Source organism: Nodosilinea sp. E11, from assembly GCF_032813545.1.
Classification (GTDB): Bacteria; Cyanobacteriota; Cyanobacteriia; order Phormidesmidales; family Phormidesmidaceae; genus Nodosilinea.
On the sequence record NZ_CP136520.1, the window covers coordinates 5,313,472 to 5,339,875 of the forward strand.

The following is a 26,404-nucleotide window of genomic DNA, read 5'->3' on the forward strand; positions in this document are numbered from 1 at the left end:
CCTGTTTTTTGTTTAGGCAAAGCAGTTTTATTGGTGGAATTGCCTGCTGACCTTTGTCTTTGTTTCGCGAAACTACGTAGTCAAGTAATAGCTGTTTTGAGTATTTGTGCTATAGCTTTTTGATCTCGTTGAAATGGCTTAATCTTGATAGGTGGGGAATGACCCTGCTAGGAGATTTTTGATAGTTTTGGTACGGGCGGTTAGAAATTTTATAAAAAGGGAACTATAGCTCTACCGTATAAGGCCCGATTAGGTTCTGATGTCAAAATGCGGCAACGAGTAGAAGGTGCGTCTTGGTTCTAGGGCTAGTCTCTATATCGCCCAAGCATCGCTACCGGGTTAGCGATGCTGATGTGAGTCGTTCAGCCTGGACAGGCTGTGCAGATTCTATTTCGTCACTCATCAATCATGAAAAATATATCTATGCCGATTCATTCCCCCGTGCCATCTAAGAAATTTCGCCCCCTAGTGATTATGGCGATCGCTACCAGTGGCGTTTTCCATTTTCTCTATCCCGTTTTAGCCGAGGGAACCGCTGCGGGCACCAGTATTATCAACGAAGCCACCGCTACCTATAGCGATGGTACGACCAACTTCGATGCCATATCCAACCGGGTCACCATCATCGTAGAAGAGGTGAGGGGCCTGACGGTCAGCGATGCCGGGTTTACCGACACCAACGGCGGCAGTATCGCCACCAACGACACCCTCTATTTCGATTTCTTAGTCACCAACACCGGCAACGCCGATGCCTACGTCCACATTCCAGGGGCAACGGCGCTTGGAACCTTGGCGACGGGAGGCACTATCACCGCCGTAGAGATTGTTGAAGTAAATGGTGTTGTACTGACTACCCCCATTTTGGTACCAGTAGGGGGAGGCACAACGGCTGCTTTAGGTGCTGATTTCCCTAACACCACAGGGGTGATTCCGGCTGACGGCAACTTTAAAGTGCGCGTCACCATGGCCGTCACCGCTACCAACGCTGGCGACTCGGTAAAAGTACAGTTTGGCAACACCCTCGACAACACCACTGCGCCCGCCGATGGCACGCAAAATCAGCAAAATATCCGCGACGATTCGGATACTGCCTCCAATGCCAACGATCTGCGCACCCTAGATGCCGATCTCGCCCTCACTCCGGCTAACGGTGAACGAGAGGCCGCTGCCTCCCATGAAGAGTTTTTGGCTACCGCCCCTAGGCCGCTAGCGCAGACCACCCTGCTGATGACCTCGACCACCGCACCGGGGGCCAACGTCAACGATGCCCGCGACGATACCATCACCTACGATCTCGACTTTCGAGTGGCCAACAATCCTCAACCTGGCTTTCCGGCGGGAAGTTTAGAAGGCACGACCATTAATCTCGATACTGGCACTGGGGCCACTGCTGTCCAGCGGATTTTGGTATCTACCACCGTACCCCCCAACACGGTGTGGGATGGCATCACTCCCCTGGTCCCCAACGGCAACTGGATTCCGGTCTACTCCATTGATGACGCCTACAGCGGCCTTGAAAACCCCATCAGTGGGGTGACCTGGACGACCACCCCGCCCGCTGACGTCACCACCGTTACGCGAATTGGCTTTATTTATGACGCCGGGGTTAACGGTGCCCTAGCGCCGGGGACTACCGTCAATGACTTCAGGTTTACCGTGGTAACCAGTGGTCTACCAGCCACCGGGGGCACAGTTGCCAACATGGGCCAAATCTTTGGTGAAACCTTTGGCGACCCGAACAATCGGCTGGTCTATGACGAGTCGGGAGACCAGCGTCCTAACAACTATGACGATGGTATTTTCCCAGTCAATCCTGACATTAGCAATTTCACCACCACCCCTCGGACCGGTGCCGCTGACCCCAACGACCCCGATACCAACAACAACAACACGGGCACGGGCCCTGGCGGAGAGTCAAATGTGACCTTGATCTCGGCCCTACCGCTGACGAACAGTGCCCTACTGAACGGCCCTAACAATGTTCCTAACGCCACTGGCCCCACCAATGCCAATGACGACTTCACGAACGTTGCTACCACTATTGATACTGCCGTTAGTCCGGTTGGGGTGCAGGGTGATCTTAGCGATCCGCTGGCGGTGACGATCACCAACACCGTCAGAAATACCGTTGCCACCAACTTAGACAACGTCAAGCTGCTGCCCTACGCCCCCGATGCGGCAGTGGCACTAACAGGTGGAATTCACGGCATTGATCGCAACAACAACACCTCCCTCAACGACGAGATCCCAGACGGCACCATCGTCACCATTGCCTTTGGGGGCCAGACCGCAACCTATACCTATACAGCGGCGGCGGGCTTTACCTCCAACGATGCGCCCGTGGTGATTGGAACGCTGAACCCGAACCAGCAGCAGTCTTACACGGTGACGGTGAACCTGCCGACGGGTACGCCCCAAATTCAGGGATACACCATTCCCGTGCTGGCCTTTGTCGATAACAACGGCAACGGTGACTTTAACCCAGCCACGGAGACGGTCTACAACTTCACCAACAATCGTGTCTATCCCGGCTTTATCACCCTGGTGAAGACCGCCCGCATTCTCGACCGAGATGGAATCACCGAGTTGGAAGCGTTTAGTGCAACTCCCACGCGGCGACCTGAACCGGGTCAGTTTGTGGAATACCAAATTAGTTACCAGAACATCTCTGAAGTGCAGCCTGCCACTGGCGGCGGTAATGGGGTGTTGACCGGCAGTGCGTTTGTCATTACTGAGGATGGAGCCAATGCTCCTAACACCTGGGCAGCCATCACCACCCACCGACAGAACACGGTGGCGAGCCGGGGCACGCTGCAGTTCTTCAACGGCGCGGTGCTGCTGGGCACCACCGATCCAGCTTCGGGTACAGCGGTGACCCGGTATGTCAACACCATTCCGTCTCTGGCACCTCAGACGGGTGGTGCGCTTACTCTGCGACGGATTGTCAATTAGTCCATCGGGGACAGAGGCATTGGTTTCTACCACAGTCTCGGTCCCCAAGGACGACCATCATCCCTTGCCTATTGCCCATACTTTTGAATCAGGTTAATAACTATGAAACGCTCGCTTGGTTTAGGTTTAGCCGTTTTGGCCACTTGTGTCATTGTGCCCTTGGCTAAGGGCAGTCCAGTACTGGCTCAGCTCCGAGTCGCCACAGCCGAGCTAGCCCAGCAGGTGCTGCGCCCAGAGGTCAAGCTGGTGCTAGAGGCGGCTAAACAGGTGCAGACCGTGGACGACCAGGGCCAATCGCAGCTGGTTTGGCAACCGCTAGAGGGAGAAGCTACGGTACAACCCCAGGATGTGCTGCGCTACACCATTAGCTCGAAAAACGCCGGGGAAATACCGGCTAAGAACCTGGTGATTACCCAGGCCATTCCCTCCCAGATGACCTACGTGCTGGCAACGGCCACTGGCAATGAAGGTGCAGCCATTACCTACAGCATTGATGGTGGCGAGTCGTTTGTCGCCGAGCCTCTGGTGGAGGTGGTGCAGGAGGATGGCACCGTCACCCTGGAGCCTGCCCCGGCTGAAGCGTATACCACCATTCGCTGGGACTTTGCCCAGGCATTGGAGCCTGAGGTAGCGGTGCAGGTTAGCTATGACATCGCGGTGAAGTAGTAGCACGCGATCGCGGGAAACCCCGCGATCGCCCTCCCTCAGCCATGAGCACCCGCCTGAGAAGCTGCGGACCTTCTTAGGACAGAGAGCTTGTGTCAATTTTTGAGGCGTTCTGCAAATGGCTGTGGCTTTAGCCCTGCTGCCAAACCTTCTTAAATCATTTTTGAGACACTTGAATGGGTACGCATTGTTTTAGCCAAATTAGGCATTGGGGGCGGGCGCTGCTTCGGCCAAGAAGGCTCCGCGCAGGTATCTCGCCAAGGCGAAGGCTGCAAAACTGTTGGACCTATCTGCTTGGGTTTTGCCTGGCGCTAACCTGTGCCTTGGGTCTAGCTCATCCCCTAAGAGCACAGCCGTCGCCTGAACCCAGTTTGAACAATCAGGCCACCTACACCTACACCTTTGGCAATGGTGCAGACACCTGGACGGGCAGTAGCTCCCTGTCGCTAGGGCTATCCTTAATCGATCCCTTTGGCCAACTTTTGGACTGTGGTGGTCGGCCCCTGGCCAACTACCTGGGGTTCACAGCGGCTCTCTACGATCCGCTGCCTGGCGATCCGCTCCAGGCAGAACCGGGGTCGCTGGTGGCGCTCACGCCTACCGAGTTACCCAATATTCCCAACAATGGCATACCTGGGGGGCTAGCCCCCAATGGCACCAACGCCAACCCCTACAACCTATCGCCCCAGGGTACCTACAACTTCTTGTTTGATCCCAGTAAGGGGCAAACCGATGTGGGGCGCACCTACCTGCTGGTGATCACGCCTCCTGCCGGTACTGTCTACGGGCAGCGGCGGGTTAAGCTCCAGATCACCAGCAATAGCGGCGGCGTGATTAGCTATCTGGCTACGTCTCTCGATGGGCAGCCGATCGCCGCCAACGGTGCCACCCAGGTGGACCAACAGACGATTCAGGTGAGCGATGCGGCCCAGGTGGGTCTTCAACTGTCGTCCCTCAACTTGGTAACCACCCTGTGCAACGCTCGGCAACTCCAGCTGATTAAGACCGGCGATCGCGCAGTGGCCCAGCCAGGCGACACCGTCATCTATCGCCTCGTCGTGCGCAACCAGACCGACATTGCGCTACAGGAGTTTAGCTTTACCGATACCCTACCCCTGGGCTTTCGGCTGGTGGCAGGATCGGCCCGGGCAATGATAGGGGCTCAGAGCTATGGGGTGCAGGTGAGCCAGTCTGGCTCCACCGTAGAACTTCAGCTGGATGGCGGGGTATCGCTGCCCGTGGGTGAGGCGCTTAACCTGGTCTATGCCGTGCAGTTGACCGCCGATGCCGCCCGTGGCACAGGGCGCAATTCAGCGGTAGTTACCGCTCGCCGCAGCGATACCGGAGCGATACTCCGCGATGGGCCAGCCAGCCACCGCCTGCGCATTGATCCGGGCCTGCTTTCCGACTGCGGCACCCTGATTGGACGCGTCTTTGAAGACCACAACTTTGACGGTGAGCAGCAGCCTGGAGAACCAGGCCTAGCCAACGCGGTGATCTTTTTAGACGACGGCAATCGGATTACCACCGATGAACGGGGCATTTTTTCGCTGGCCAATGTGCTGCCGGGTTACCGCTCCGGCACCCTCGATCCGTTGAGTATTCCGGGCTATGAGCTAGCGCCCAACCGGGTCTTTATTGAGCGCAATAGCGCCTCGCGGCTGGTGCATCTGGCCCCCGGCGGCATGGTGCGGATGAACTTTGGAGTCAGGCCCCAGTCCCAGCGGGGAGAGAACTAATATGGCCTTTAATCAGCTTCAGAAGACGGTTATTTTGCTGGGCAATGTGGGCCTAGTTGTGAGCAGCGGCGCATCGTTGGCCGCAAGCCAGGCTCCGACAAAACCGCTGGTGACAGGCAGCGAAGCAGCGGTAGTCCAGGTAACGGGACCAGCCCAGGTGGCCAATACTGCCCAGGTGGCCAATACTGCGATCGCCCCTGAAAGTAACCCTGAAACCGCAGCACCTCAGTTTTCTCCCCGGGCCATTCTCTCGGCTTCAGATGGCAAGACCAACCGGTCTGATACGCAGCTGGAGATAGCCGAGATAGCCTTTCCCACGCCTGCAACAATCCCGTGGGCTAGTGAACCATTGGCGTCAGAGGCCGTGGCTGCACCGATCATGCCGGAGCCCCCAGCCGTAGCAGACCCGGTAGCCCAGCCAAGCATTCGCTTTGTGACTCCCGAGTCGGGGGCGGTGCTCGATATCCCCTCAACAACCGTGACACTACAGTTTCCTATCGGCAGTGCGATCGCCCTGACGGTGAACGGCAGCCCGGTGGGTGACGATCTGATTGGCCGCACTGAGACCAACGGGGAAACCGGCCTGGTTACCCAAACCTGGTACGGGGTAACGCTGAATGCGGGCAACAACCAATTATCGGCCCAGGGTCAACTCCAGGGCGAGACGCTAGCTGGGGCTGACCTACAGGTACAAGTGCGCGGCACAATTTCCCGTCTGGCTGTGACCACACTGGAGAGTCGGGTAACGGCTGACGGTCGCTCTACGGTGTCTGTGCAGGGACAGCTGTTAGACGCCCAGGGCAATCTGGCCAGTCAGGATACCGTGGTGACCCTACAGGCGAGCCAAGGCCAGTTTGTCGGCGACGATCACAACCCTGGTCAGGAGGGGTTTCAAGTTGAAACCGACGGCGGCGCGTTTAACGCTACCCTGCAAACGGGGTTGACTCCAGGCCAGGTGACGATTCGCGCCGCTCGCGCCGAGCTAGAAGCCTATACCCAGGTCGAGTTTATCACCGAACTCAGGCCAACCCTGCTGACGGGAGTGGTTGACCTGCGGTTGGGGAACGGTGGCACCGATTTCTACAGCCGCTACCGCGATTTTTTGCCCGCTGACGGCGGACGGGGGACTGAGCTAGCTCTGCGGGGTGGAGCCTTTGCCATCACCTCCTTTGGGGACTGGCGGTTTACCGGGGCTTACCGCAGCGATCGCGCCCTTAACGAGGGCTGCGACGGCACCGTGCCGCTATTTCGCAACTATCAAAGCTGCGATCGCGCCTATCCCGTCTACGGCGATGACTCCACCTCAGAGGTCTTGGCCCCCTCCACCGACAGTCTCTACCTGCGTTTAGAGCGCACCTCCCCTGAGCCCAATGCGGGTTCTGACTATGTGATGTGGGGAGACTACCAGACCGGTGAGTTTGCTACCTCCTCGCAGCTGTTTAGCAGCGTCAGCCGCTCGCTCCACGGTTTTAGCGGCAACTACAACCTGGGCAACCTGCAACTGTCTGCCATCTACGGCAACAATATTCAAGGGTTTCAGCGCGATACCCTGGCCCCCGACGGCACCAGCGGCTTTTACTTTCTCTCTCGCCGTCTGTTAGTGCCCGGCAGTGAGGCGATCTACTTTGAGCTAGAAGAACTCAACCGCCCTGGCCAGGTGCTCGATCGCCAGCAGCTCAGCCGGGGTCCCGACTACGAAATTGACTACGATCGCGGTACGGTGCTGTTTCGCCAGCCGGTGCTGCGTACTGCCGTCGATAGCCAGGGGCGCACCCTGGTGCGGCGCATTGTCGCCACCTATCAACACGAAGGCGGCGGCAGCACCAGTCTCTACGGCGGTCGGCTGCGCTACCACCTCAATCGCGATTCGGCCCTGGCCAGCTGGCTGGGGGCCACCTACCTGCAAGAAGACCAGGCGGCCCAGCAGTTTCAGCTCTACGGGGTCGATGCCCAGGTGCGGTTTGGCACTGGCGGTCTGCTGCTGGCCGAATATGCCCACTCGACCAATAGCCTGGTCAACGCTACCCCAGTCTCGGGCGATGCCTATCGCCTGGAGGTCACGAACACCTTCAGCGACAGCCTGGCGGGACGGGCCTACTGGCAGGAGGTGTCTCCCGGTTTTACCAACAATGCCACCACCAGCTTTGTCCCCGGCCAACGCCGCTACGGAGCCGAACTCCAGGCGACTCTGTCGGAAACCACCACCCTGCGCTTTGGCTACGACCACGAAGACAACTATGGCATTGCGCCTGCAACCCTCACGGCCCTAGAGCCACTGCTATCGCCAAGGGTTGTCGCAGCCCCTGGTCAGCCCCTAGACAATTCGTTGACGACAATCACGGCGGGCATTCAGCAGCGCATCGGTAGCGCTACGACTTCCATTGACTGGATTCACCGCGATCGCCGCGATCGCATTAGTCCCGAATTCAGCACGGTAACTGACCAGATTCGCTCGATGGCGACTATGCCGATCGCCGAAAACGTCACCTTCACCGCCCTCAACGAGTTCACCCTGGCCGCCCGCGCCGATGCCGTCTACCCCAACCGCAGCCTGCTCGGCCTTAACTGGCAAATCTACCCCGGCATTAGCCTAGGGGTCACCCACCAGGTGCTCAATGGGGGGCAGTTTGACAACGACTCCATCACCTCTCTGTATCTCTCGGGCAACTACGAGTTGGGATCAGACACCCGACTGACCGGCAACTTCTCAATGTTTGATCGGGGGCAAATGTCGGGTTCGGTCGGCATTCAGCAGGGCGTTACTCTGGCCCCCGGCCTCCAGCTCGACTTGGCCTACGAGCATGTGTTTCAAAGCAACAATCTGGTCACCGGGGCGGGTACTCAGTTTGCCCAGCCCTACGCCGTCGGTCAGTCTGCCGCCGCGTTAGCCCCCACTGGCGGCAGCAGCTACAGTGTTGGGCTGTCCTACACCGGTAGCCCCGACGTTCAGGCCAACGCTCGTTTTGAGCACCGCACCTCCAGCAGCGGCTCTAACACGCTGATCTCTGCCGATGCCCGAGGGCGGCTGACCCCATCTCTCACAGTGCTGGGGCGATTTCAGCAGGCCAGCGCCGCCAATCAACTGCTGACAGGGCTGGGTGACACCACCAACCTGCGGCTGGGGTTGGCCTACCGCGACCCCGACAGCGATGTCTTCAATGCCCTCATGCGCTACGAGTATCGTCGCAACCCAGGTCTACTGCCCGAGAGCCTATTGCAGGGCAGCGGCAGCGGCTCCGAAGATCATGTCTTTTCTGCCGAGGCAATCTATGCTCCTGACTGGCAGTGGGAATTCTACGGTAAGTTCGCCCTGCGCAACAGCACCTCCTACCTGGCCTCAGACCTCGTGGGCAGCAGCACCGTATCGTTGGCTCAATTGCGAGCCACCTATCGGCTCAGCTACCAGTGGGATCTCGTCGGTGAAGCGCGCTGGATCACCCAGCCCAGCGCAGGCTATAGCGAAACCGGCTTCTCCCTGGAGGCGGGCTACTACCTGAACCCAAACCTGCGGTTCTCGGCGGGCTATAGCTTTGGCGGTGTTTACGATCGCGACTTCAACGGCTCTCGCTCGGCGGGAGGCCCCTATTTCGGCCTCACCTTCAAGCTCGACAACTCGTTGCTAGAGGGGTTTAGCATCGACGACGACTCTGCCCCACCCACGCCAGTGCCCCTGCCCGAGTAGCCCCTGGGCTTACTCCTTCCCTGTTTCACCCTGTGCAGTTTGTAGATTTGCTAGCCATGCCCCGTTTCTATACCCGCTACCAATTCCGCTCCTCCGCTCCTCGCCGTCGGCACGGGGTAAAACGCTTTGCTAAGGTCTGGCAGCGGTGGGGAAAATGGAGGCCAACCCTGCGCCGCTATCGCCGCTACGGGCTGATGGCGCTACTCACCTGTGCCCTTACCGTGCTTCAAATTGGTGGTCTGTGGCCTTTGGCCCCAGCAATGGCGGCCACCAACCTTTCTATCGAACCGCTCACCTGGGACATGGTGGGGCTAGACAGCAATAACGTCAACCAAGGCCCCAACCAGTATTTGACTGGAGCACGGGTCTGCAACATTGGGGCAGAACCTGCCCAAAACCTCAGAGTTCGGTTTGTGCGGGAAGGGGCGACCAACCCGTATATGACTATCGTCAACAGCCTCAATAGTGACATTTGGCAAACCGACAGCTTGCCCTCTGGCCCTAAACCCCCCAATCACCACGTAGTCGCGGCCAAACCCGCCAACTGCTTTGACGCCTATTACGTCGTCACGGTATCTCGCAATGCAGCCGCCTACAACACGGCTCAACGCTTCCGAATTGAGGCCGTAGCCGACAATGCAGGCGTGGTCGATACCAACAGCTACCCCGACACGGGCCAGTACGACACCGGCCACCCTCGGCAGCTCTATGTCGAGAGCATTCTCTCCCAGGCGCGCAATGACGTGCTCAGCTTTGAGAACCTGACTACCCCCGGCAGCATGACTGTGGAAGTGGGCGGTACCTACACCTTTCGCCTCACCTCTCAAACTGCCACCGGCTATCCCCAGCTCACCATCAGCTCTGATTTCCCCAACATTGTTTTTCAGATTCTCAACGTTTCAACCACCTACTCTAGCGATCCTGGCTTTGTTAATAGCAGCATCTACGCCAACGCCTGCGGCTGGATCAGCGATCCGTCTTACCCCGGCTACCGCACCAGCGCCAACAACTGCAACTACCCCTTAATCAGCGACAAAGACACCAGTGGAGATGGCAAAGTCGGCAATACGGTGGTCACTGAATACACCATCAAAGTGCTGTCTACTGGCCCCGGCAACACCAGCAGCCAAAACCACACTGTTAACCACCTGATTCTTGACTTCTCGGGTGGTAGCTACCACTACAACGCCGACTACGGCAGCCAGGTTGGTTTGGGCAGCACCACCATTACCGTGGTCGATCGCCAGGCCGATCTCAGCTTAACCAAAAGCCACAGCGGCAACTTCGCCACCGGCAACAATACCTACACCCTAACCGTTACCAACAATGGCCCTGACCTAGCGCGCGGCCCAATCACGGTTACCGATACGCTGCCTACGGGCTTTACCTATGTCTCCGCCAGCGGTAGCGGCTGGAGCTGTGGGGCCAACGGTCAAATCGTGACCTGCACCAACCCCAACGACTTACCGGTGGGCAGCTCTGCCTTTAATCTCACCGTTGCCGTCGATTCGAGTGCCGCCAGCAACAGTGTGAATACGGCCACGGTGACGAGCGCAACTCGCGACCCCAACCTCAGCAACAATAGCGCCGCCGACCCTACCACCATTGTGCAGGGGCCAAATATTCAGTTGGCCAAAACCCACAGCCCAGCCACCTTTGTCACCGGTACCACCGGCACCTATACCCTCACCGTCAGCAACAGCAGTGGGTTTGACGCGGTTGGGCCGCTCACGATTATCGACACGCTACCGGCTGGGCTCACCTACAGTAGCGCCAGCGGCAGTGGCTGGAGCTGCACGGCCAATGGCCAGACGGTGATCTGCACCAACCCTAGCGGTCTCAACAATGGCCAAACCTCGGGTTTAACCCTAACGGTGAACGTTAACCCTGATGTGGCTACCCCCAGCGTTACCAATACCGCCACCGTCAGCAGTGGCAGCTTTGATACCAACCCTGCTGACAACACCGCCAGCGACATCACCGATACCAGCAAGCCTGTTCCCGATCTGATCGTCAGCAAAACGGACAACAACCTCAATTTTGCTCAGAGTGCTCAAGGCACCTACACCATTACGGTGACCAACCAGGGGGTAGCCAGCACCACCGGCCCGATCACCGTCGTTGACACACTGCCCACAAGTTTTACCTACGTTTCGGCAACCGCCGCCGCTGGTAGCTCGGGCTGGAGCTGTAGTTTTGCGGCCCCTAATGTGACCTGTACCAACCCTGGCCCACTCACCCCGAACCAGAGCAGCAGCATTTTGCTGACGGTCACACCTACGACGACCGGAACGTTTACCAACACCGTAACGGTCTCTACCCCTGGCGAAACCCAAACGACGAACAACAGTGGTTCTGACAATACGACTGTAGCGGCAGGTACCCTCGATCTAGAAATTATCAAGACCTTGACCACTGCGCCTACGGGCCCCAATAGCCCGATCGCCTACACAGTGCGGGTCAACAATAAATCTTCCGGCAACGGCAATGATACTGGCGTCACAATGCGGGACGTTGTTCCCAGCACTATTACCAATGTGGCTTGGACCTGTTCTGTGCCGGAACCCAATGCTGGCGTAGGCAACGGCAGTAACTCGTGCAATGGCACCAACACCAACCCCCTTAGCGGTACGGGCAACACGATTGAAGTCAACACCATCAGCCTAAGAAAGGCGAATGTCCAAGGTGGGGGCTACGTGCAGTTTGCGATTACGGGCACGGTCGGCAGTGGCTTTACCGGAAATGTAGCTAACACCGCGACGGTGACTCCGTCTTCGGGGACTGATATCATCCCTACTAACAATGTATCTACGGCCACCACTACCGTACCGGGGCCTGACCTTAGCCTTGCCAAAACGGCATTCGGCAGCTTTGCCCAAAACGTTGACAGCGTCTATCGCCTAACGGTGACTAACACCAGCACCACCTTAGCGACCAGTCAGCCGATTACGGTCAAAGACGTGCTGCCCGCCGCGCTGACCTATGTATCAGCGGCGTCGGCCTCGGGCAGCTCAGGCTGGAGCTGTAGCTTTGAGGCTACTAGTCGCACCGTTACCTGCATTAACACCAATAGCCTCAGCGCCGGAGCTACCAGTGCGATCGATCTCACTGTCCGGCCTACCGCCAGTGGCTCGGTTACCAACGCGGCGTCTGTCAGTAGCCCTGGGGATACGAACGCCGATAACAATAACGCTAGTGCTACTACCACCGTAGCGGCGGCCAACCCTGATCTAAGCATTACCAAGGCCGACACGGGCAACTTTGCTCTGGGCCAGGAGGGCACCTACATTCTGACCGTCAGCAACGTCGGTACGACCGTAGCGGTGGCCCCTCTGGTGGTGACCGATACTTTGCCTACAGGATTGAGCTACCTCTCCGGCAGTGGCAATGGCTGGATCTGCTCTGCCGCCGGGCAAACCGTAACCTGCACCAACTACAGCAACCTTGCCCCAGGGGCCAGCACGGTTTTGAATCTCAAGGTGCTGGTAGGCAGCACCACCCCGGCTAGCATTAGCAACACGGCTACGGTGGCCACTGTTAGTGGGGAAACCGTCACGGCCAATAACACCAGCAATACCCTTATCACGGCGATCGCCCAGCAAGCCGATCTAAGCATTGCTAAGACCCTGGTAGGCAACTTGGTAACTGGGCAGACGGCAACCTACCAGCTCAAGGTGACCAATAATGGCCCCTCTCCCAGCGTGGCACCGATCACGGTTACCGATGCTTTACCAGCGGGACTGAGCTTTGTTTCGGGGGCGGGCGACGGCTTTAGCTGTAGCGCGGGCACCTCGATAACCTGTACCCGCAATACCACGATGGGGGTAGGTGCTAGCGCCACCATCAGTCTAGAGGTCTCGGTTTCGGCAGCCGGTGGCGCAACGGTGGTCAACTCGGCGACAGTCAGTGGAACGACCCCCGATCCAACGGGTGGCAACAACAGCAGCAGCACCAGTAACTCGGTGCAAAACGTGGTCCAATCCCTCAGCTTAAATAAGAGCCACTTTGGTAGTTTTCCGGTGGGTGGGCAGGGTACTTATACCCTGGCCATCACTAATACAGGCAATGCCACCATTACCGACACCCTCAGAATTACTGACACTCTACCGGGAAACCTGAGTTTTGCCTTTGCCGTGGGACAGGGCTGGACCTGTACCGGCACCACTACTGTGACCTGCACCAGCGACGACGATCTGGCCCCTGGTACCAGTAATGCGGTCGATTTGACCGTGAACGTGGGCGCTGGCACCCCCGTGGGCAACAACAGCGTAACCAACTCGGCCAGCGTGTTTATTGGCGCTAGCGCAACCGCCAGCGCCAGCGATACTGACCCCACCACGATTACAACCAGTGCCGATCTGTCACTGACTAAAACGGCGGCGACGGCCTTTGTCGCGGGGCAGCAGGCTCAGTACACGCTAGTGGTCACCAATGCGGTCTCTAGCAGCGGTGCAGCAGCAGCGCCCATCACCCTGGAAGATCAGCTACCCGATGGATTGACCTACGTGTCGGGGACGGGGACGGGCTGGAGCTGTCCCACGGCTCCGGCGGGGCCAGATATTGCCTGTACCTTGGGCAGTGCCCTAGCGCCTGGCGATAGCTCGACGCTGACGCTAACTGTGCAGGTAGATAGTGCGATCGCATCGCCGTTCACTAACGTTGCGACGACCTACAGCCCAACGCCAGACCCCAACACCACTAACAACACAGCTACCGTGACCAATAGCCTAGGGGGTGGGGGCACAGCCGATATCACCGTGACGAAGACCGATAATGCCGACCCGGTGACCATTGGCAGCCCGCTGACCTACACCGTGACCGCCATCAACGGCGACGCCACCACCAGCGCCACGGGCGTGACCGTAACCGATACCCTGCCCGGCGGAGTCACCTTTGTTTCGGCCAACCCGGACCAGGGAACCTGTAGCGAAAGTGGCGGCACCATTACCTGTAGCTTAGGTACGATTCCAGCCGGTGGCAGTGTGGCGATCGCTGTGCAGGTTACGCCTCAAGTTTCGGGCATCTTGGTCAACACCGCCACGGTGGCCTCGACCAACGACAGCGACACCACCAACAACAGCGCCACCCAAGACACAACGGTGATCGCTGGGAGTGGGGAAAACATCATCTCGGGGCGGGTCTTTCTAGACAGTGACGGCAATGGCACCCTCAACGGTAGTGAAGGTGGCACTGCCAACATTACAGTGTGGCTCTACGAAGATCTCAACGGCAACGGCACTCTTGAGGCCACCGACAAGCTGCTCAGTAGTCAGGTGAGTAATCCCAGCGGCGACTTTTCGTTTGCGGTTAATCGCACCGGCAATTTTCTGCTGACGCTAGATATTGACGATCCCGATTTACCGGCGGGGCATAGCCTGACCACCAGCCCACTACCAACGGTGGCGATCGCCACGGTCGATGGCTCGATCAGCAGCGGCAACAACCTGGGCCATGCCGGACCGATCGCCAGTGCCCCAGAAATTCTGTTGGTAAAACGAATTACGGCAGTTAATGGCACTCCCTTGACGAACCTGGTGGATGGCATCAATACCCCTGGCCCCAACTATGTAGCGGCACCCCGCGACCAGGACGACAACCACCCCCACTGGCCCAGCAACTTTTTGCGGGGGCAGATGACCTCGGACATGCAGCCCGGCGACACGGTGGAGTTTACCATCTACTTTCTCTCCAGCGGCACAGTTCCGGCCCAAAACGCCTTGTTCTGCGACCTAGTGCCCGCCAATGTGTCTTTTATTCCCGATGCTTTTAATGGTACAGCGGCGGCCAGTGGTCCCAATCCTGTGCCGGGGGTGACGACTGCTGGGGGCGATCGCGGCATTGTGCTGGGTCTGGGCACTGAGTCGAGCACCAACCCCTACCCCATTTCGGTGGCGCTGTCTAACAGCAGCGATGGTGACGTGGGGCAGTATGTGCCACCCGGCACCAACCTGACCAGCCTTGACGCCCGCCTGTCGGGCTGCGGCAACAACACTAACGGGGCGATCGTGGCCAACCTGGGAACTTTACCTCCGGCCACAGGGGCAGGCGATCCGCCAGGAGCCTACGGCTTTGTCCGCTTTCGGGGCCGCATCGACTAGCACGGATTGTCTAGAAAAAAGGTTCGCGGTATAGGGTTCACGGAGAGGGCTTTCTCCGTGAACCCTATACCGTCTACTGACGGCTGGATGGTTTGCGCCAGGTTTGCAAGAGACGGTTTCGCTCGATGCGATTGAAAATACGAGTCATGACTTCTGGCTCAGTAAAGGGCTTAGCGACGTAGTCATCGGCCCCAGCCCTGTAGATTTTTAGCACCGTATCTTCCTCTCGGTGGGCCGTCAAAAATAGAATCGGTAAGCCATTCCAGGTATCGTCATCGCGAATGAGTTTGCAGAGGTCAATACCGTTGAGATCTGGCATGTCGATGTCGAGGATCAGTAAGTCGGGTAATTCTTGGGCTAAAACGGTCCACACCTGTAGTGGATTGCTCAGGGTGATAGGCTCAATACCCCAGCGAGAGAGCATCGTTTGTAGCACTTCTAGGATCGCCCTATCGTCATCTACAGCCAGAACTTTGAGGGGTGCGTTAGAGCTGAGGGAAGGTTTTGACGCGGGGGAAAGGCTAGAGGAGATGTCTTGAGTCTTTGCCAACGGCGGCGGTTGCATGGCCTCTGACGGCTGAGGCGATGTTTGTAATTCTGCTTGGAGCGCCACCACTAAGGCTTGAAGTTGGCTGACAGCTTCGGGATTGGGGGTTTTGAGCCAGTGCCCAATGGCTTGACTTAGCCGAGAGCCTTCTGGAAAGCCAAACATGCCTAAGGACCCCGTTAATTTATGGGCATCCACGAGAGCTGTCTGCCTCAAGGGTTCGGGTAGTGGCCCCAATTGCAGCGCCGCCACCGCTTGCTCTAGGCTAATCAGTCGTCTGCAGGTGGCCGGTTTAAATTTATCCCACAGGGCGATCGCGGCTTGACGAACCTCATTTCTCAGAGCTTCTTTTTCGGTATCGGGGGTCTCGGCAGAGGGTGGCTGAAGCCGATAGCCCATGCCATAGACCGTGTCAATCAGGGTATCTATCCCAGCGGTTTTGAGTTTGCGCCGTAGGCGTTTGATGTGAGTTCTGACGGTTTCTTCACCGGGGGTGTCGTCAAAGTTCCAGAGGTGCTCAAGGATGCTGCTGCTGCTAAAAATTCGTTGGGGATGCCGTAGAAAGAGTTCAAGCAACCCATATTCTTTGGGAGAAAGAGACAGGAGTTGTCCTCGATAGCTCACTTCACAGGTGCTGGGGTCAAGGCACAAATCTCCCGATCGCAGAATCGGATCACTCAGGGTACTTGAACGCCGCAGTAAAGCCCGAACGCGGGCTGATAATTCGTTGAGGGTGCAGGGTTTTACTAAGTAGTCGTCGGCTCCAGCATCGAGACCAACCACTTTGTCTGAGGTATCGCCCTGGGCGGTGAGCAGCAAAATCGGCTTGCTGTATTGGGCCTGGCGGAGTTTTTGGCAGAGACGAATACCGTTGAGCTTAGGTAAGTTAATGTCTAAGACGATCAGATCGTAGTCAGCGGCTTGAGCGTAGTTCCAGCCGGAATCGCCATCTAGGGCGATGTCTACGGTGTAGAGTTGCGACACCAAAAAATCGGCTAGCTGCTGGGTCAAGAGCTCGTCATCATCAACCAATAGAATCCGCATCTCTTCCCTCCAACGTCTCTGGCTCTCCTGGCAACATTAGGAGGCGATCGCAACAGCGGCTAGGGGCCAGACCCCGCGATTGGAGCTGGCTGGCTGAGTTGCATAATCACCTCAAACTTATACTCTTGCAGCAGCCGGTTGAGGTTGTCTATCAAAAGCCGGTGCTCAGCCGGAATTTGCTGAATCAGTTGGGTGGTGTCTTGGCCGTCGCAGAGAATAGCCGCTTGATGGAGGGCGGCGATCCAGCTGGGGGGCATGACCTGGAGATCGCTGGTATTTAGGCGGCGAGAAGCCCCTTGGAGAACAGGCGGCTGACTATCTTGATCTAATGCTGCTGCATAGCGATAGCGGAGGCCAAGATAGTCAGCCATCTTGGTGAACAGCTGATCAATCTGAACGGGCTTGCTGACAAAGTCATCACAACCGGCGGCGAGGGCACGGGCGCGCTCATCCCGAGAGGCCTGGGCGGTCAGGGCAATAATAATTGGGCCGTTACCCTCGCCCTGGTGCTGGGCCTCCTGACGAATGCGACGGGTGGCTTCACCGCCGTCAATTCCTGGCATACGCAGATCCATCCAAATCAGGTGGGGACGCCATTCTCGCCAGCGATCGATCGCCATAACCCCATCGCTAGCCTCCTCGATTTCCAGGCCAGTTTGAGCAAGGGCCGCCATCAGTAGAGCCCGATTTTCGGGGTGATCATCGACCACCAAAATACGGTAGACCGGTTGCCCTGGGGCTAGACCAATCACTGGGCCAAGCCTGTCGTCTGAGATCACATCTTCGGCGTTAGCCAACTCTAGGGGTAGGGTGAACTGGAAGGTGCTTCCCTGCCCTAAGCGACTACTAACCATGAGGGTTCCGCCCATGAGCTGAACCAAACTGCGGCTAATGGCCAGGCCTAACCCTGTTCCTTCCAAGGCAATATGGTTAGTCTTAGCCTGGGTAAAAGCATCAAAAATGGCGGCGAGTTCTGTCTCAGCAATGCCTGTGCCCGTGTCTGTAACGGCAAAACAAAGCCCCATAGAGGATGGACTAGGGCTCTCTGCTGAGCTAGACGCTACGACCTCCGGCTCTAGGGGTTGCAGACTAACTTGCAGCGTAATGCCTCCTGACACCGTAAATTTAATGGCGTTCCCCAGTAGGTTGATTAGCACCTGGCGGAGCCTATTGGGGTCGGTGACGATGTACTGAGGGAGATCTGACGCCAAGGCCAGGGTGAAGTAAAGCTCTTTATCGGCAGCGCGATCTTGAAACATGGCCTGGAGATCGTGAAGCAAACTCAACAGATCAATACTTTCGGGATCTAGGGTGATGCGGTTGGCTTCAATCTTAGACAGATCGAGGATGTCGTTAATTAAATGCAGCAGGTGATTGCCGCTGCTGTACATAATGTTGACGTAGTCTCGCTGCTGCGCCGGAAGGGATCGATCGGCGTTGAGCAGCTGGGCAAACCCTAGAATGATGTTTAGAGGAGTGCGGAGTTCGTGGCTCATATTGGCCAAAAACTCATCTTTGAGACGGGTGGCCCGGCTGAGGTCTTGGTTGGCAACGGCCAGCTCTTGGTTGCGCTCGCTGAGCTGCTGCTGGGCCTGCTGGCGTTCGGTCAGTTCTTGTTGGAGTTGTTCAAACAGACTGGCCTGCTGAATGGCGATCGCCAATTGGTCGGCAATCTGCTGTAGTAATTCAACTTCCCAATCGAGCCATTGGCGGCAGGTCGCATTTTGATAAATGGCCAGTAAACCCCAGAGGGTGTCTCCAAAAAAGATCGGGGCGATCGCGAAGGCTTTGGCTTGAAACTGTTCTAAAAGCTCAATGTGGCAGGGCTGCAAGCCAGCCTGGTAGATGTCTGCAACGACCACTGTTTCGTGGTGTTTAAATCGCCCGCCCTGGGTGTCTTGTAGGTAGGTATCTTCCCAAACTCTTTGAATGTCAGAATTTACTAATTTAACCCAAGGATCATGCACCGCTTCGGCAATAAAGTCACCGCTCCAATCGGGACGAAACTGATACACGGCGACCCGATCGGTCTGCAGCGTGTGCTGCATTTGCTCAACAGCGGTATTTAGAATAGCGCTTAGATCTAAGGACTGACGAATGCGCTGGGTAATCTTTCGCAGCACCGTTTCTCGCTCCGCCTGTTGGCGAATAATTGCTTCTGCCTGCTTGCGCTCGGTAATGTCTTGAAAGGTACCTACCACGCCAATCACATTGCCCGTCCAGTCTCGCAGCGGCAGCTTGTTGGTTTCGACCCACCGCTGTTCTCCCCCGACTGGGGTGATGGTTTCTTGAACCCCAATTCTGGGAACGCCTGATGCCATCACCTGGCCATCGGTCTCGATATAGGCTTGGGCTTCGGTAGCCGTATACCCCAGATCTAAGGTGTTTTTACCAATGGCCTCATCTGGGGTCGTTAACCCAGACGCCTGTACAAACTGCTGGTTGCAGCCGAGAATCACCGACTGACGATTTTTCCAAAAGATGGCCAGGGGTACTGTATCGAGCACGGTTTGTAATAACTGTCGAGAATCTTGCAGCGCTGTTTCGTAGCGCTTGCGATCGCGAATGTCGACCACCACCGCCAGGTTGCCCACCACCTGGCCTGCCTGATCGCGCAGTACAGAGATGCTAATTTTGGTCCAAATCCAGTCGCCATTTTTGTGGCGATCGCGCTTTTCATAGGCTACGTAGTCAATCTCACCATAGAAAACGTGATCCATTTGAGCCTGGCGCTGCGCCAGATCTTCAGGGTGCATAACATCGGCAAAGGTTAGCTCCATCAATTCGGCTTTTGTGTAGCCTAGGAGATCGCAATAGTACTGGTTGGCTTCAACAAAGCGCCCCGAAGCATCAATTTGATTGATACCTGCGGCGGCCTGGTCAAAGATGACTCGAAAGCGGGCTTCACTGGCTTGCAGGGCCAATTCGGTATGTTTACGCTCGGTAATGTCTAAGCCAGTGCCCAACAGCCGGATGATTTGGCCAGTGCCATCGCGCTCAACCTTGCCCCGCCCTTCGTGGTAGCGGATACTGCCATCGGGCAGCAGGGCGCGATAGTCAATTTTGTAGGGCGTACCTTGGGTAATGGCCTGTTCAATTGCCTGCAACAACAGAGGGCGATCGTCAGGGTGGATCAGTTGTAGGTAAGCCTCGTAGGTCGGCTCACCCTCTGACGGATCTAAGCCAAATAGGCGAAACAGTTCTGGCGACCAAGTAATGCGTTGGCTGGCCAGATCAAACGTCCAGTTGCCAATGTGGGCAATGTCCTGGGCCTCTAGCAGGGCCGATTGAAGTGCGATGATCTCTAGCTCGGCTTGCTTTTCAGGAGTCTTATCTAGCGTAATGCCGTGCCAAACCACCTCACCATTGGGGCGCTGTTCTGGCCGCGAATTGGCCTGCAGCCACTTGGTTTTGCCCGATGAGGTAATAATCCGCCACTCACAGCTAAATGGGGTCATCGCCTGGAGGCTAGCCCTGTAGGTAGCCAGATATCGCTCCCGGTCCTCAGGGTAGATTTGCTCAGAAAGCAGCGCCCCATTTTCCATCGCGGCAGCCACCGAGATTTCATCGACTTCTTCCACCGCCGGACTGATATAGTCAAAGCGCACAATGCCTTCTGTGCTCTCTACCACGGTATAAATCACCGCCGGCGAAGCGGCAGTTAACCGCTGAAACCGGTCTTCGCTGGCGGCCAGAGCCAGCTCAGCCCGCTGGCGTTCCTCAATATCGCGGCACACGCAGAGGTGCACCGACTGCCCATTCCACTGAACGGCGCTGGCGCAAATTTCTACAGCATAGGTTGAGCCATCTTGTCGCCGATGTCGCCGCTCAAAGCGATCGAGGCACAGTTTGTCGGTCTCTTGTTGCTCGTCGAACGCCTCTGGGTCAGCGTCAAAATCAGCCACATGGAGACCGATGGTCTCATCTAGCGAATAGCCTAGCATCGCAGCAAAGCTGTGGTTGGCCTCTAGAACCTGACCCGCTGAACTTAACACCACAATGCCATCACCAGAGGCATCAAAGAGGGCGCGGCGATAGGCTACTTCCTGGCCCAGCGCCGCTTCGGTTTGCTTTAGGGCCGTGATGTCGATCAATAGGCCATCCCACACCAGCCCATCTGAGGTTAACTGAGGGCGGGAACGGCCTTGAAGCCAGCGCAGTTGCCCGGTTACAGTGGTGAACCGTCCTTCCCATGACCAGGCGGCACAGCGTTCTACCGCACTGGCGATAGAGGCTTGCAGCGACTGCATATCGTCGGGATGAATTAAGCCCCAAACCCGGTTGGCATCTTGCCGTATCTGGGCTGGTTCTAGCCCAAACAACTCATAACAGCCTGCGCTGACATAGGTAAAGGCACCGCCTTCACTACCGGGCAAGTAGCGGTAGACCATCCCCGGCACATTTGCCACTAGCAATTGGTAGCGAGCCTCGCTCTCTTGCAGGGCCAGTTCTGCCCGCTTGCGATCGTCGATGTAGGTGGCAATGCCTAAACAGGAGACTGTGGCCCCATCCTCGGCGGTAAACGGTGATAGATTGGCGGAGTACCAGTAGTAGTGCCCGTCTCGGTGTAAGGCTCGAAACTCTATACGGCGGCTACCCTCGCCACGCAGACAGGCCTGCACCTGCTCGACACAATGGGCCAGATCGTCAGGGTGGGTAACCTCGGCAAGGTGGCAATGCTGAAACTCGTCTGGGGCGTATCCGGTCACCGCAGCCACAGCGGGGCTGAGCAAGCTCAAGGTGAGATCGGGGGCAACCATAAACACCAGGCCATTGATGGTGTCGATCACCCGGCGCAGCTTCTGTTCGCTGGCCTCAAGGGCCAGTCGGCTAGCTTTTTGCTCGGTAATATCGCGAACGTAACCGTACCAGCGGATGCTGCCATCGGAGGCGCGCTGGGGTGTGGCGTTGCCCTGTACCCAGCGCAGGTTTCCGTTTAAATGATAAATGCGATGTTCGCAGCACCAGGGGGTAAGCATCGCAGCAGAAACTTGAACCGACTCAGCTAAGTAGGTTAGATCTTCAGGATGCACGGCGGCAAACATAGGAGCGGCATCTTCGCGCACCGCCTCGGGGGAAAGGCCGTAAAGCTCTAGAAGCCCGTCGCTGGTGTAGGGAAAGGCCATACGGCCATCGGGATATTGAACAAATTCATAGATCACCCCAGGGATATGGCGAGCAATATTGCGCAGGCGATCGCTGTCGGCTGAGGGTGCTGGTAGAACCATAGTGACCGAGAGTGCGGGGCGAAACTGAGTTGTTTAGCAAGCTAGTGGGAAGAGCGGTTGAAAGAGATTGTGACGATTAGTAGAGCACCTTCATGCATCACTCATGCATCACAGAGTGAGTTGTCGCGGCAGCTTGCCCTACAACGCTCTTGCACTAGACCTGTCTACTTAGCATAGCCTCTTCAACAGCAGATAGAATTTGGCATAAACCCCTGAAACCTAGGCCTAGCGAATACTTAAGGCGGCTCTACCCCAGCCCGAAGGGTTGTATTCCACTTTGCAGGGGCCTAGGTCATTAGCCCTTAACGGTGGCTCAGCCCAGGGGACATAATCAGCCCTGCCGTCGATCGCGGGCCAAGGCGGCGGTCAGTTGCCGTTCAATTTCTTCGGTTCTAAACTGCTGGGCTAATTCGAGCAGCTCTTCGACAAAGGGGGTGTAACGGCTATCGTTTTGCTGGAGGGCAAACAACTGCTCGCGCAGACTTTTGATATTGTCTTGCTGGGCCAGCTGTAATAGGGTGCTTAAAACCCCTCTTTCAGGCAGAATCAACTCTGAGCCAGACGATGTCGTTGCCGTCGCAGCATTGGCCTGGGAGGCGTAGATCCAATCTAGGTTTAGGCAATCAGACAGGGTGGCAAACAAGGCCTGGGCCTCAATGGGTTTAGCCAGAAACGCATTGCCGCCGCAGTCTAGGGCCATTTGTTGATCGCTCTGAGACACCGATGCGGACGAAACTACAATCGGGTAGTGCTGAAACTGGCGGTCTTGGCGGACGGCATTGATGAACTGATAGCCATCTAGAACTGGCATAGCCAGGTCGGTGATGATCAGGTCGGGGTGGTGCGATCGCAGCTGGGCTAGGCCCGTTTCGCCGTTGTCAGCCTCCAATAGCTGAAACCCCAGCGGTTCTAGCAGGTTAATGACTACCGAGCGATTTTGCCAGTGGTCATCGATGATCAGAATGCGCCGTGGCGCTCCTTGGTAGCCGACGATGTCGTTGACTACACGATCCGTCAGCTGTCGAGGTTTCCAGGCGGCGGCCTGGGGCAATACCAGCGTAAAGGCAAACTCGCTACCTTGCCCTAGGCGGCTAGTGACCTCAATGGAGCTGCCCATCAGATGGATAATCTGCTGGCTAATCGCTAGACCCAACCCGGTGCCTTCTACCGATTGGTATCGGGCACGCAGTTGCTCAAAGGCCTGGAAGAGTCTGGGTAAATCAGTGTCGGCAATGCCGATGCCAGTATCTACGACGCAAAAGCGCAAGGAGACCCGATCGGCGGTGGTGTCGAGCACATCGACCTGGAGCGTAACCGAACCGCTGTCGGTAAACTTAATAGCGTTGCCTACCAGGTTAATCAGCACCTGCCGCAGCTTTTTTTCGTCGACCTCAACTCCAAGGGGTAACGCCTGGCTAGGGTGGTAGTAGAAGCTAAGCCCCTTTTGATCGGCTTTAACTTTGCAGATGTCAACTACACTCTGCAATAGGGACGGGAGGGACGTCACGGCCGATTGCAGGGTCATTTTCCCGACCTCTATTTTGGCCAAATCCAAAATTTCATTGATTAAGTGGAGCAGATGTTGACCGCACTGCTGAATGATATCGACACCCTGAAGATCTTTCATCGACAAGGTTGTGGAACGGGCGAGAATTTGGGCATAGCCCAGAATGCCGTTGAGCGGGGTACGCAGTTCATGGCTCATGTTGGCCAAAAACTCACTTTTTGCCTGGTTGGCCTGATCGGCCTGTTCTTTGGCAAGGGTGAGCTCTTGAGTACGCTGTTCAACCTTCTCTTCAAGGGTGCGGTTGATATCTTGTAAAGCCTGTTCAACCTGGTGACGAGCAATGGTGCCCCCAAAACTACCTGCGATCGCCCAGAGGGTAGTAATCTCGGTTTCGCTCCACTGATGGGCCGTTTTGCACTGATCAAATCCGACAAATCCCCAGACTTGATCCTTGAGTCTGATGGGCACAACTAAAATCGACAAAATGCCCTGAGGCCCCAGCAATGCTTGTTCTGAAAGGGGAAAATCTTGAATCAGCCCCACAATGGGGCGACTTTCATTGAGCTCTAGTTGCCAGCGGGGTAAAAAATCACTGTAGGGCAGATTTTGCAACATGGGATTTTCAATTTCGGGGACGACCCCCTCTGCCACCCACTCCCATCGCTGGCTAATGGCAGGTACTTGACTATTCTGGTGGGGATGATGCTCAAAAATGTAGACGCGATCTACGCCAGTAGCCTCACCCAAAATGCCTAGGGCAGCATTGATAGCGGCGTGGTGGTCACTTTCGGTGAGTAACAGATTTGTGGCGATCGCCACACCTCGCAGTAACCGTTCACAGACGGCTAGCTGTAAATCTTCTAAGGTTTGCAGCGAGGCATTGGTGGAGGTGGCAGGCATTGGCACAACTCCTTCCTTAGGAGCACCATGTTGAGTTTACTAGCAAGAGTGCCTAAACTATAGCAGTAGGAGCTCCCCAACTAACTATGGTCCAAAATACGACCATTTCCTGGTAATATTCGTACTAGGCTTACCCCTATAGGCTCCAAAATTGTATGCCCCTCCTGGGTTGTAGTGAGCAGTCCTAGAATTGCCTTTTATGTTTATCTACTCACCTGCTACCCATCAATGATGGTGATTTGCCTCTCGTTCTGCGGCTAGTTCATCTAGTTTTGAATTAATGCCTTGAGCATCAATTAGACCCTTGGCCATCAACATTTTTTCACAAGCAATCACCCATTGTTCATAGTAGGTTACTGATCCAGGTGCTTCCTGATCTGTCGTCGAAATTTCGTTGACCAAATACTCGGTCCACTCTGACCAGGTACAGTGCTGATCGGTGGCTAGGTGGTTCACAATCGCAAACGCCTTAGCTTCCCAGGGGGCATTAAAAACCAGAGTCTGATCATCTGGGGAAAAGCCTGGGCAGACGGTTGAAGGTGAAGGTGGTGGTGGGTTAGACATAGCGTTAAAGAGCGTCTAAATGGTCATCGAATAGGTCAATGTAAAGACAGTCTTGGGGCGAGGCCGAGGGGCCCCAAAGTTCATGGGCTGAGAAACGAACACTGTAGACGTATTGGGGCTTGGGGCCTAAGCGCTGCCCCATAGTATCTGGAAAAATATACCCACCATGGACTTTGGTGATGGTGCCCACCTTGCCTCGCACGTAGCGAGGTAGGCGGGTATAGGTGACTGGGTGCATCACCTTGGCTTTGACGCGATCGCCCACCCGAAACTGGGGAAGGGTATCGACCTCGCCCCGGCAGTCAACGCCCGACTGAAGCAAAGCCTCAGCCTGGGCCACAGTCATACATTCGTTACTAGTTTGGATGGCCATGGGGGTACGTGGGGAGGTGTAGCAATCGAAGGCGTGTTTTCAACGGTATCTGGTTTAGCGATCGGTCTTATACCAAATCCTACCGGGCTACCCCCGGTTCAGAGGGGCGCAGAGTCTGCCCCTACGAGTTGGCCATTGGCGAATCGGGGGGGTTAGGACTCGGAGTTGGTCTTAGCCAACTCAGCCATACGCTGCTCAATTTCTGCTGTGGTGACCAGGTTGTGCTCAGTAATCAACAGTTCTAAAGCGTACAACCACCGCTCGTAGTATTGAGAGCTTAAATAGTCGCCTGGCGGCATGCGTTCAGAGGCATGGCGAGTTTCGTCCACCGGGAAGAAGTTGCAAAAGGTGGCAAAGCTCATGGCAAAGACCTTAGCTTCCCATCGGGAGTGAAACACAGGCTCGTCTTCTTCTATAGGGATTGGCCCTAAGTTATGCATGCCTCCCAGATCGTGGGGACCGTTCATGGTGTGTTCTCCTAGGTCGCAAGGGTAGAAGCCGCTGCCGGGGGCTGAACTTTTGCCGTGCCCACCATGGCATTGCGGGTGACCAGGGCCGCTAGGGCCGCCTCTGTCATCCCGTCGGTCCCGCTGGGACGTTCTGGTAGCACCAGATAGCGCAGGTCGGCGTTGCTGTCCCAGACTCGAATCTCGACATCTGCCGGAATGGTGAGGCCAAACTCTTGTAACACTTGGCGAGGTTCAATCACGGCCCGCGATCGGTAGGCAAAGGATTTATACCAGGTGGGAGGCAGGCCCAAAATAGCCCATGGGTAACAAGAACACAGGGTGCAAACAATTAGATTGTGCACCTGGGGGGTATTTTCGACCACGACCATGTGTTCGCTGGAGAAACCGGTGAGGCCCAGTTCTGCGATCGCACTAGTACCATCGTCTAACAGCCGTTCCTTATAGTTTGGGTCAACCCAAGCTTTCGCCACAATCCGCGCCCCATTATGGGGACCAATGCGATTTTCATAGGCATCAATAATAGTGTCTAGAGTCGCAGGATCAATGATCCCTTTCTCTACCAAAAGCGACTCGATCGCCTGCACACGGAGAGCGAGATCAGGTTTTTCATGGTGAGGCTGAGTCATAGCGAGTG

General features: G+C 56.5%; 12 protein-coding genes. 5 read left to right on the top strand and 7 right to left on the bottom strand.

The window, feature by feature from the left end; all coding sequences use genetic code 11:
• Positions 1 to 408 precede the first annotated feature (408 nt).
• The 5 genes from RRF56_RS25715 to RRF56_RS25735 all read left to right on the top strand — a co-directional run bounded on the left by RRF56_RS25715 (position 409) and on the right by RRF56_RS25735 (position 15,137).
• Positions 409 to 2,952 (top strand): hypothetical protein, encoded by a 2,544-nt coding sequence (locus RRF56_RS25715; RefSeq protein WP_317036003.1) that lies wholly within the window; start codon positions 409 to 411, stop codon positions 2,950 to 2,952.
• Positions 2,953 to 3,054: 102 nt separating this feature from the next.
• Complete coding sequence (locus RRF56_RS25720; RefSeq protein WP_317036004.1) at positions 3,055 to 3,618, top strand: hypothetical protein; 564 nt, start codon at positions 3,055 to 3,057, stop codon at positions 3,616 to 3,618.
• Positions 3,619 to 3,989: 371 nt separating this feature from the next.
• Positions 3,990 to 5,357 carry a hypothetical protein gene (locus tag RRF56_RS25725; RefSeq protein WP_317036005.1) on the top strand — a complete coding sequence of 456 codons (1,368 nt, stop codon included), beginning with the start codon at positions 3,990 to 3,992 and terminating at the stop codon, positions 5,355 to 5,357.
• A gap of 1 nt (position 5,358) precedes the next feature.
• Entirely contained in the window at positions 5,359 to 9,039 is a 3,681-nt protein-coding gene (locus tag RRF56_RS25730; protein ID WP_317036006.1) for a TonB-dependent receptor, read from the top strand.
• Between the two features lie 56 nt (positions 9,040 to 9,095).
• The gene (locus tag RRF56_RS25735) at positions 9,096 to 15,137 is read left to right on the top strand and encodes a hypothetical protein (RefSeq protein ID WP_317036007.1); all 6,042 of its coding nucleotides are present in this window, start codon (positions 9,096 to 9,098) and stop codon (positions 15,135 to 15,137) included.
• Positions 15,138 to 15,210: 73 nt separating this feature from the next.
• Here RRF56_RS25735 and RRF56_RS25740 read toward each other — a convergent pair whose 3' ends face one another.
• From RRF56_RS25740 to nthA, 7 genes are all read right to left on the bottom strand, one after another.
• Entirely contained in the window at positions 15,211 to 16,728 is a 1,518-nt protein-coding gene (locus RRF56_RS25740; protein ID WP_317036008.1) for a response regulator, read from the bottom strand.
• A 59-nt stretch (positions 16,729 to 16,787) separates the two neighbouring features.
• Positions 16,788 to 21,956: a PAS domain S-box protein gene (locus RRF56_RS25745; RefSeq protein WP_317036009.1), complete on the bottom strand. Its 5,169-nt coding sequence runs from the start codon at positions 21,954 to 21,956 to the stop codon at positions 16,788 to 16,790.
• A gap of 331 nt (positions 21,957 to 22,287) precedes the next feature.
• Entirely contained in the window at positions 22,288 to 24,363 is a 2,076-nt protein-coding gene (locus RRF56_RS25750) for an ATP-binding protein (RefSeq protein WP_317036010.1), read from the bottom strand.
• Between the two features lie 225 nt (positions 24,364 to 24,588).
• Positions 24,589 to 24,927: a nitrile hydratase accessory protein gene (locus RRF56_RS25755; RefSeq protein ID WP_317036011.1), complete on the bottom strand. Its 339-nt coding sequence runs from the start codon at positions 24,925 to 24,927 to the stop codon at positions 24,589 to 24,591.
• Positions 24,928 to 24,931: 4 nt separating this feature from the next.
• Positions 24,932 to 25,300: an SH3-like domain-containing protein gene (locus RRF56_RS25760; protein WP_317036012.1), complete on the bottom strand. Its 369-nt coding sequence runs from the start codon at positions 25,298 to 25,300 to the stop codon at positions 24,932 to 24,934.
• A gap of 152 nt (positions 25,301 to 25,452) precedes the next feature.
• Complete coding sequence (locus RRF56_RS25765; protein WP_317036013.1) at positions 25,453 to 25,767, bottom strand: SH3-like domain-containing protein; 315 nt, start codon at positions 25,765 to 25,767, stop codon at positions 25,453 to 25,455.
• Positions 25,768 to 25,778: 11 nt separating this feature from the next.
• Positions 25,779 to 26,396, bottom strand: a complete 618-nt coding sequence (nthA, locus tag RRF56_RS25770; RefSeq protein ID WP_317036014.1) for a nitrile hydratase subunit alpha — start codon at positions 26,394 to 26,396, stop codon at positions 25,779 to 25,781.
• Positions 26,397 to 26,404 lie beyond the last annotated feature (8 nt).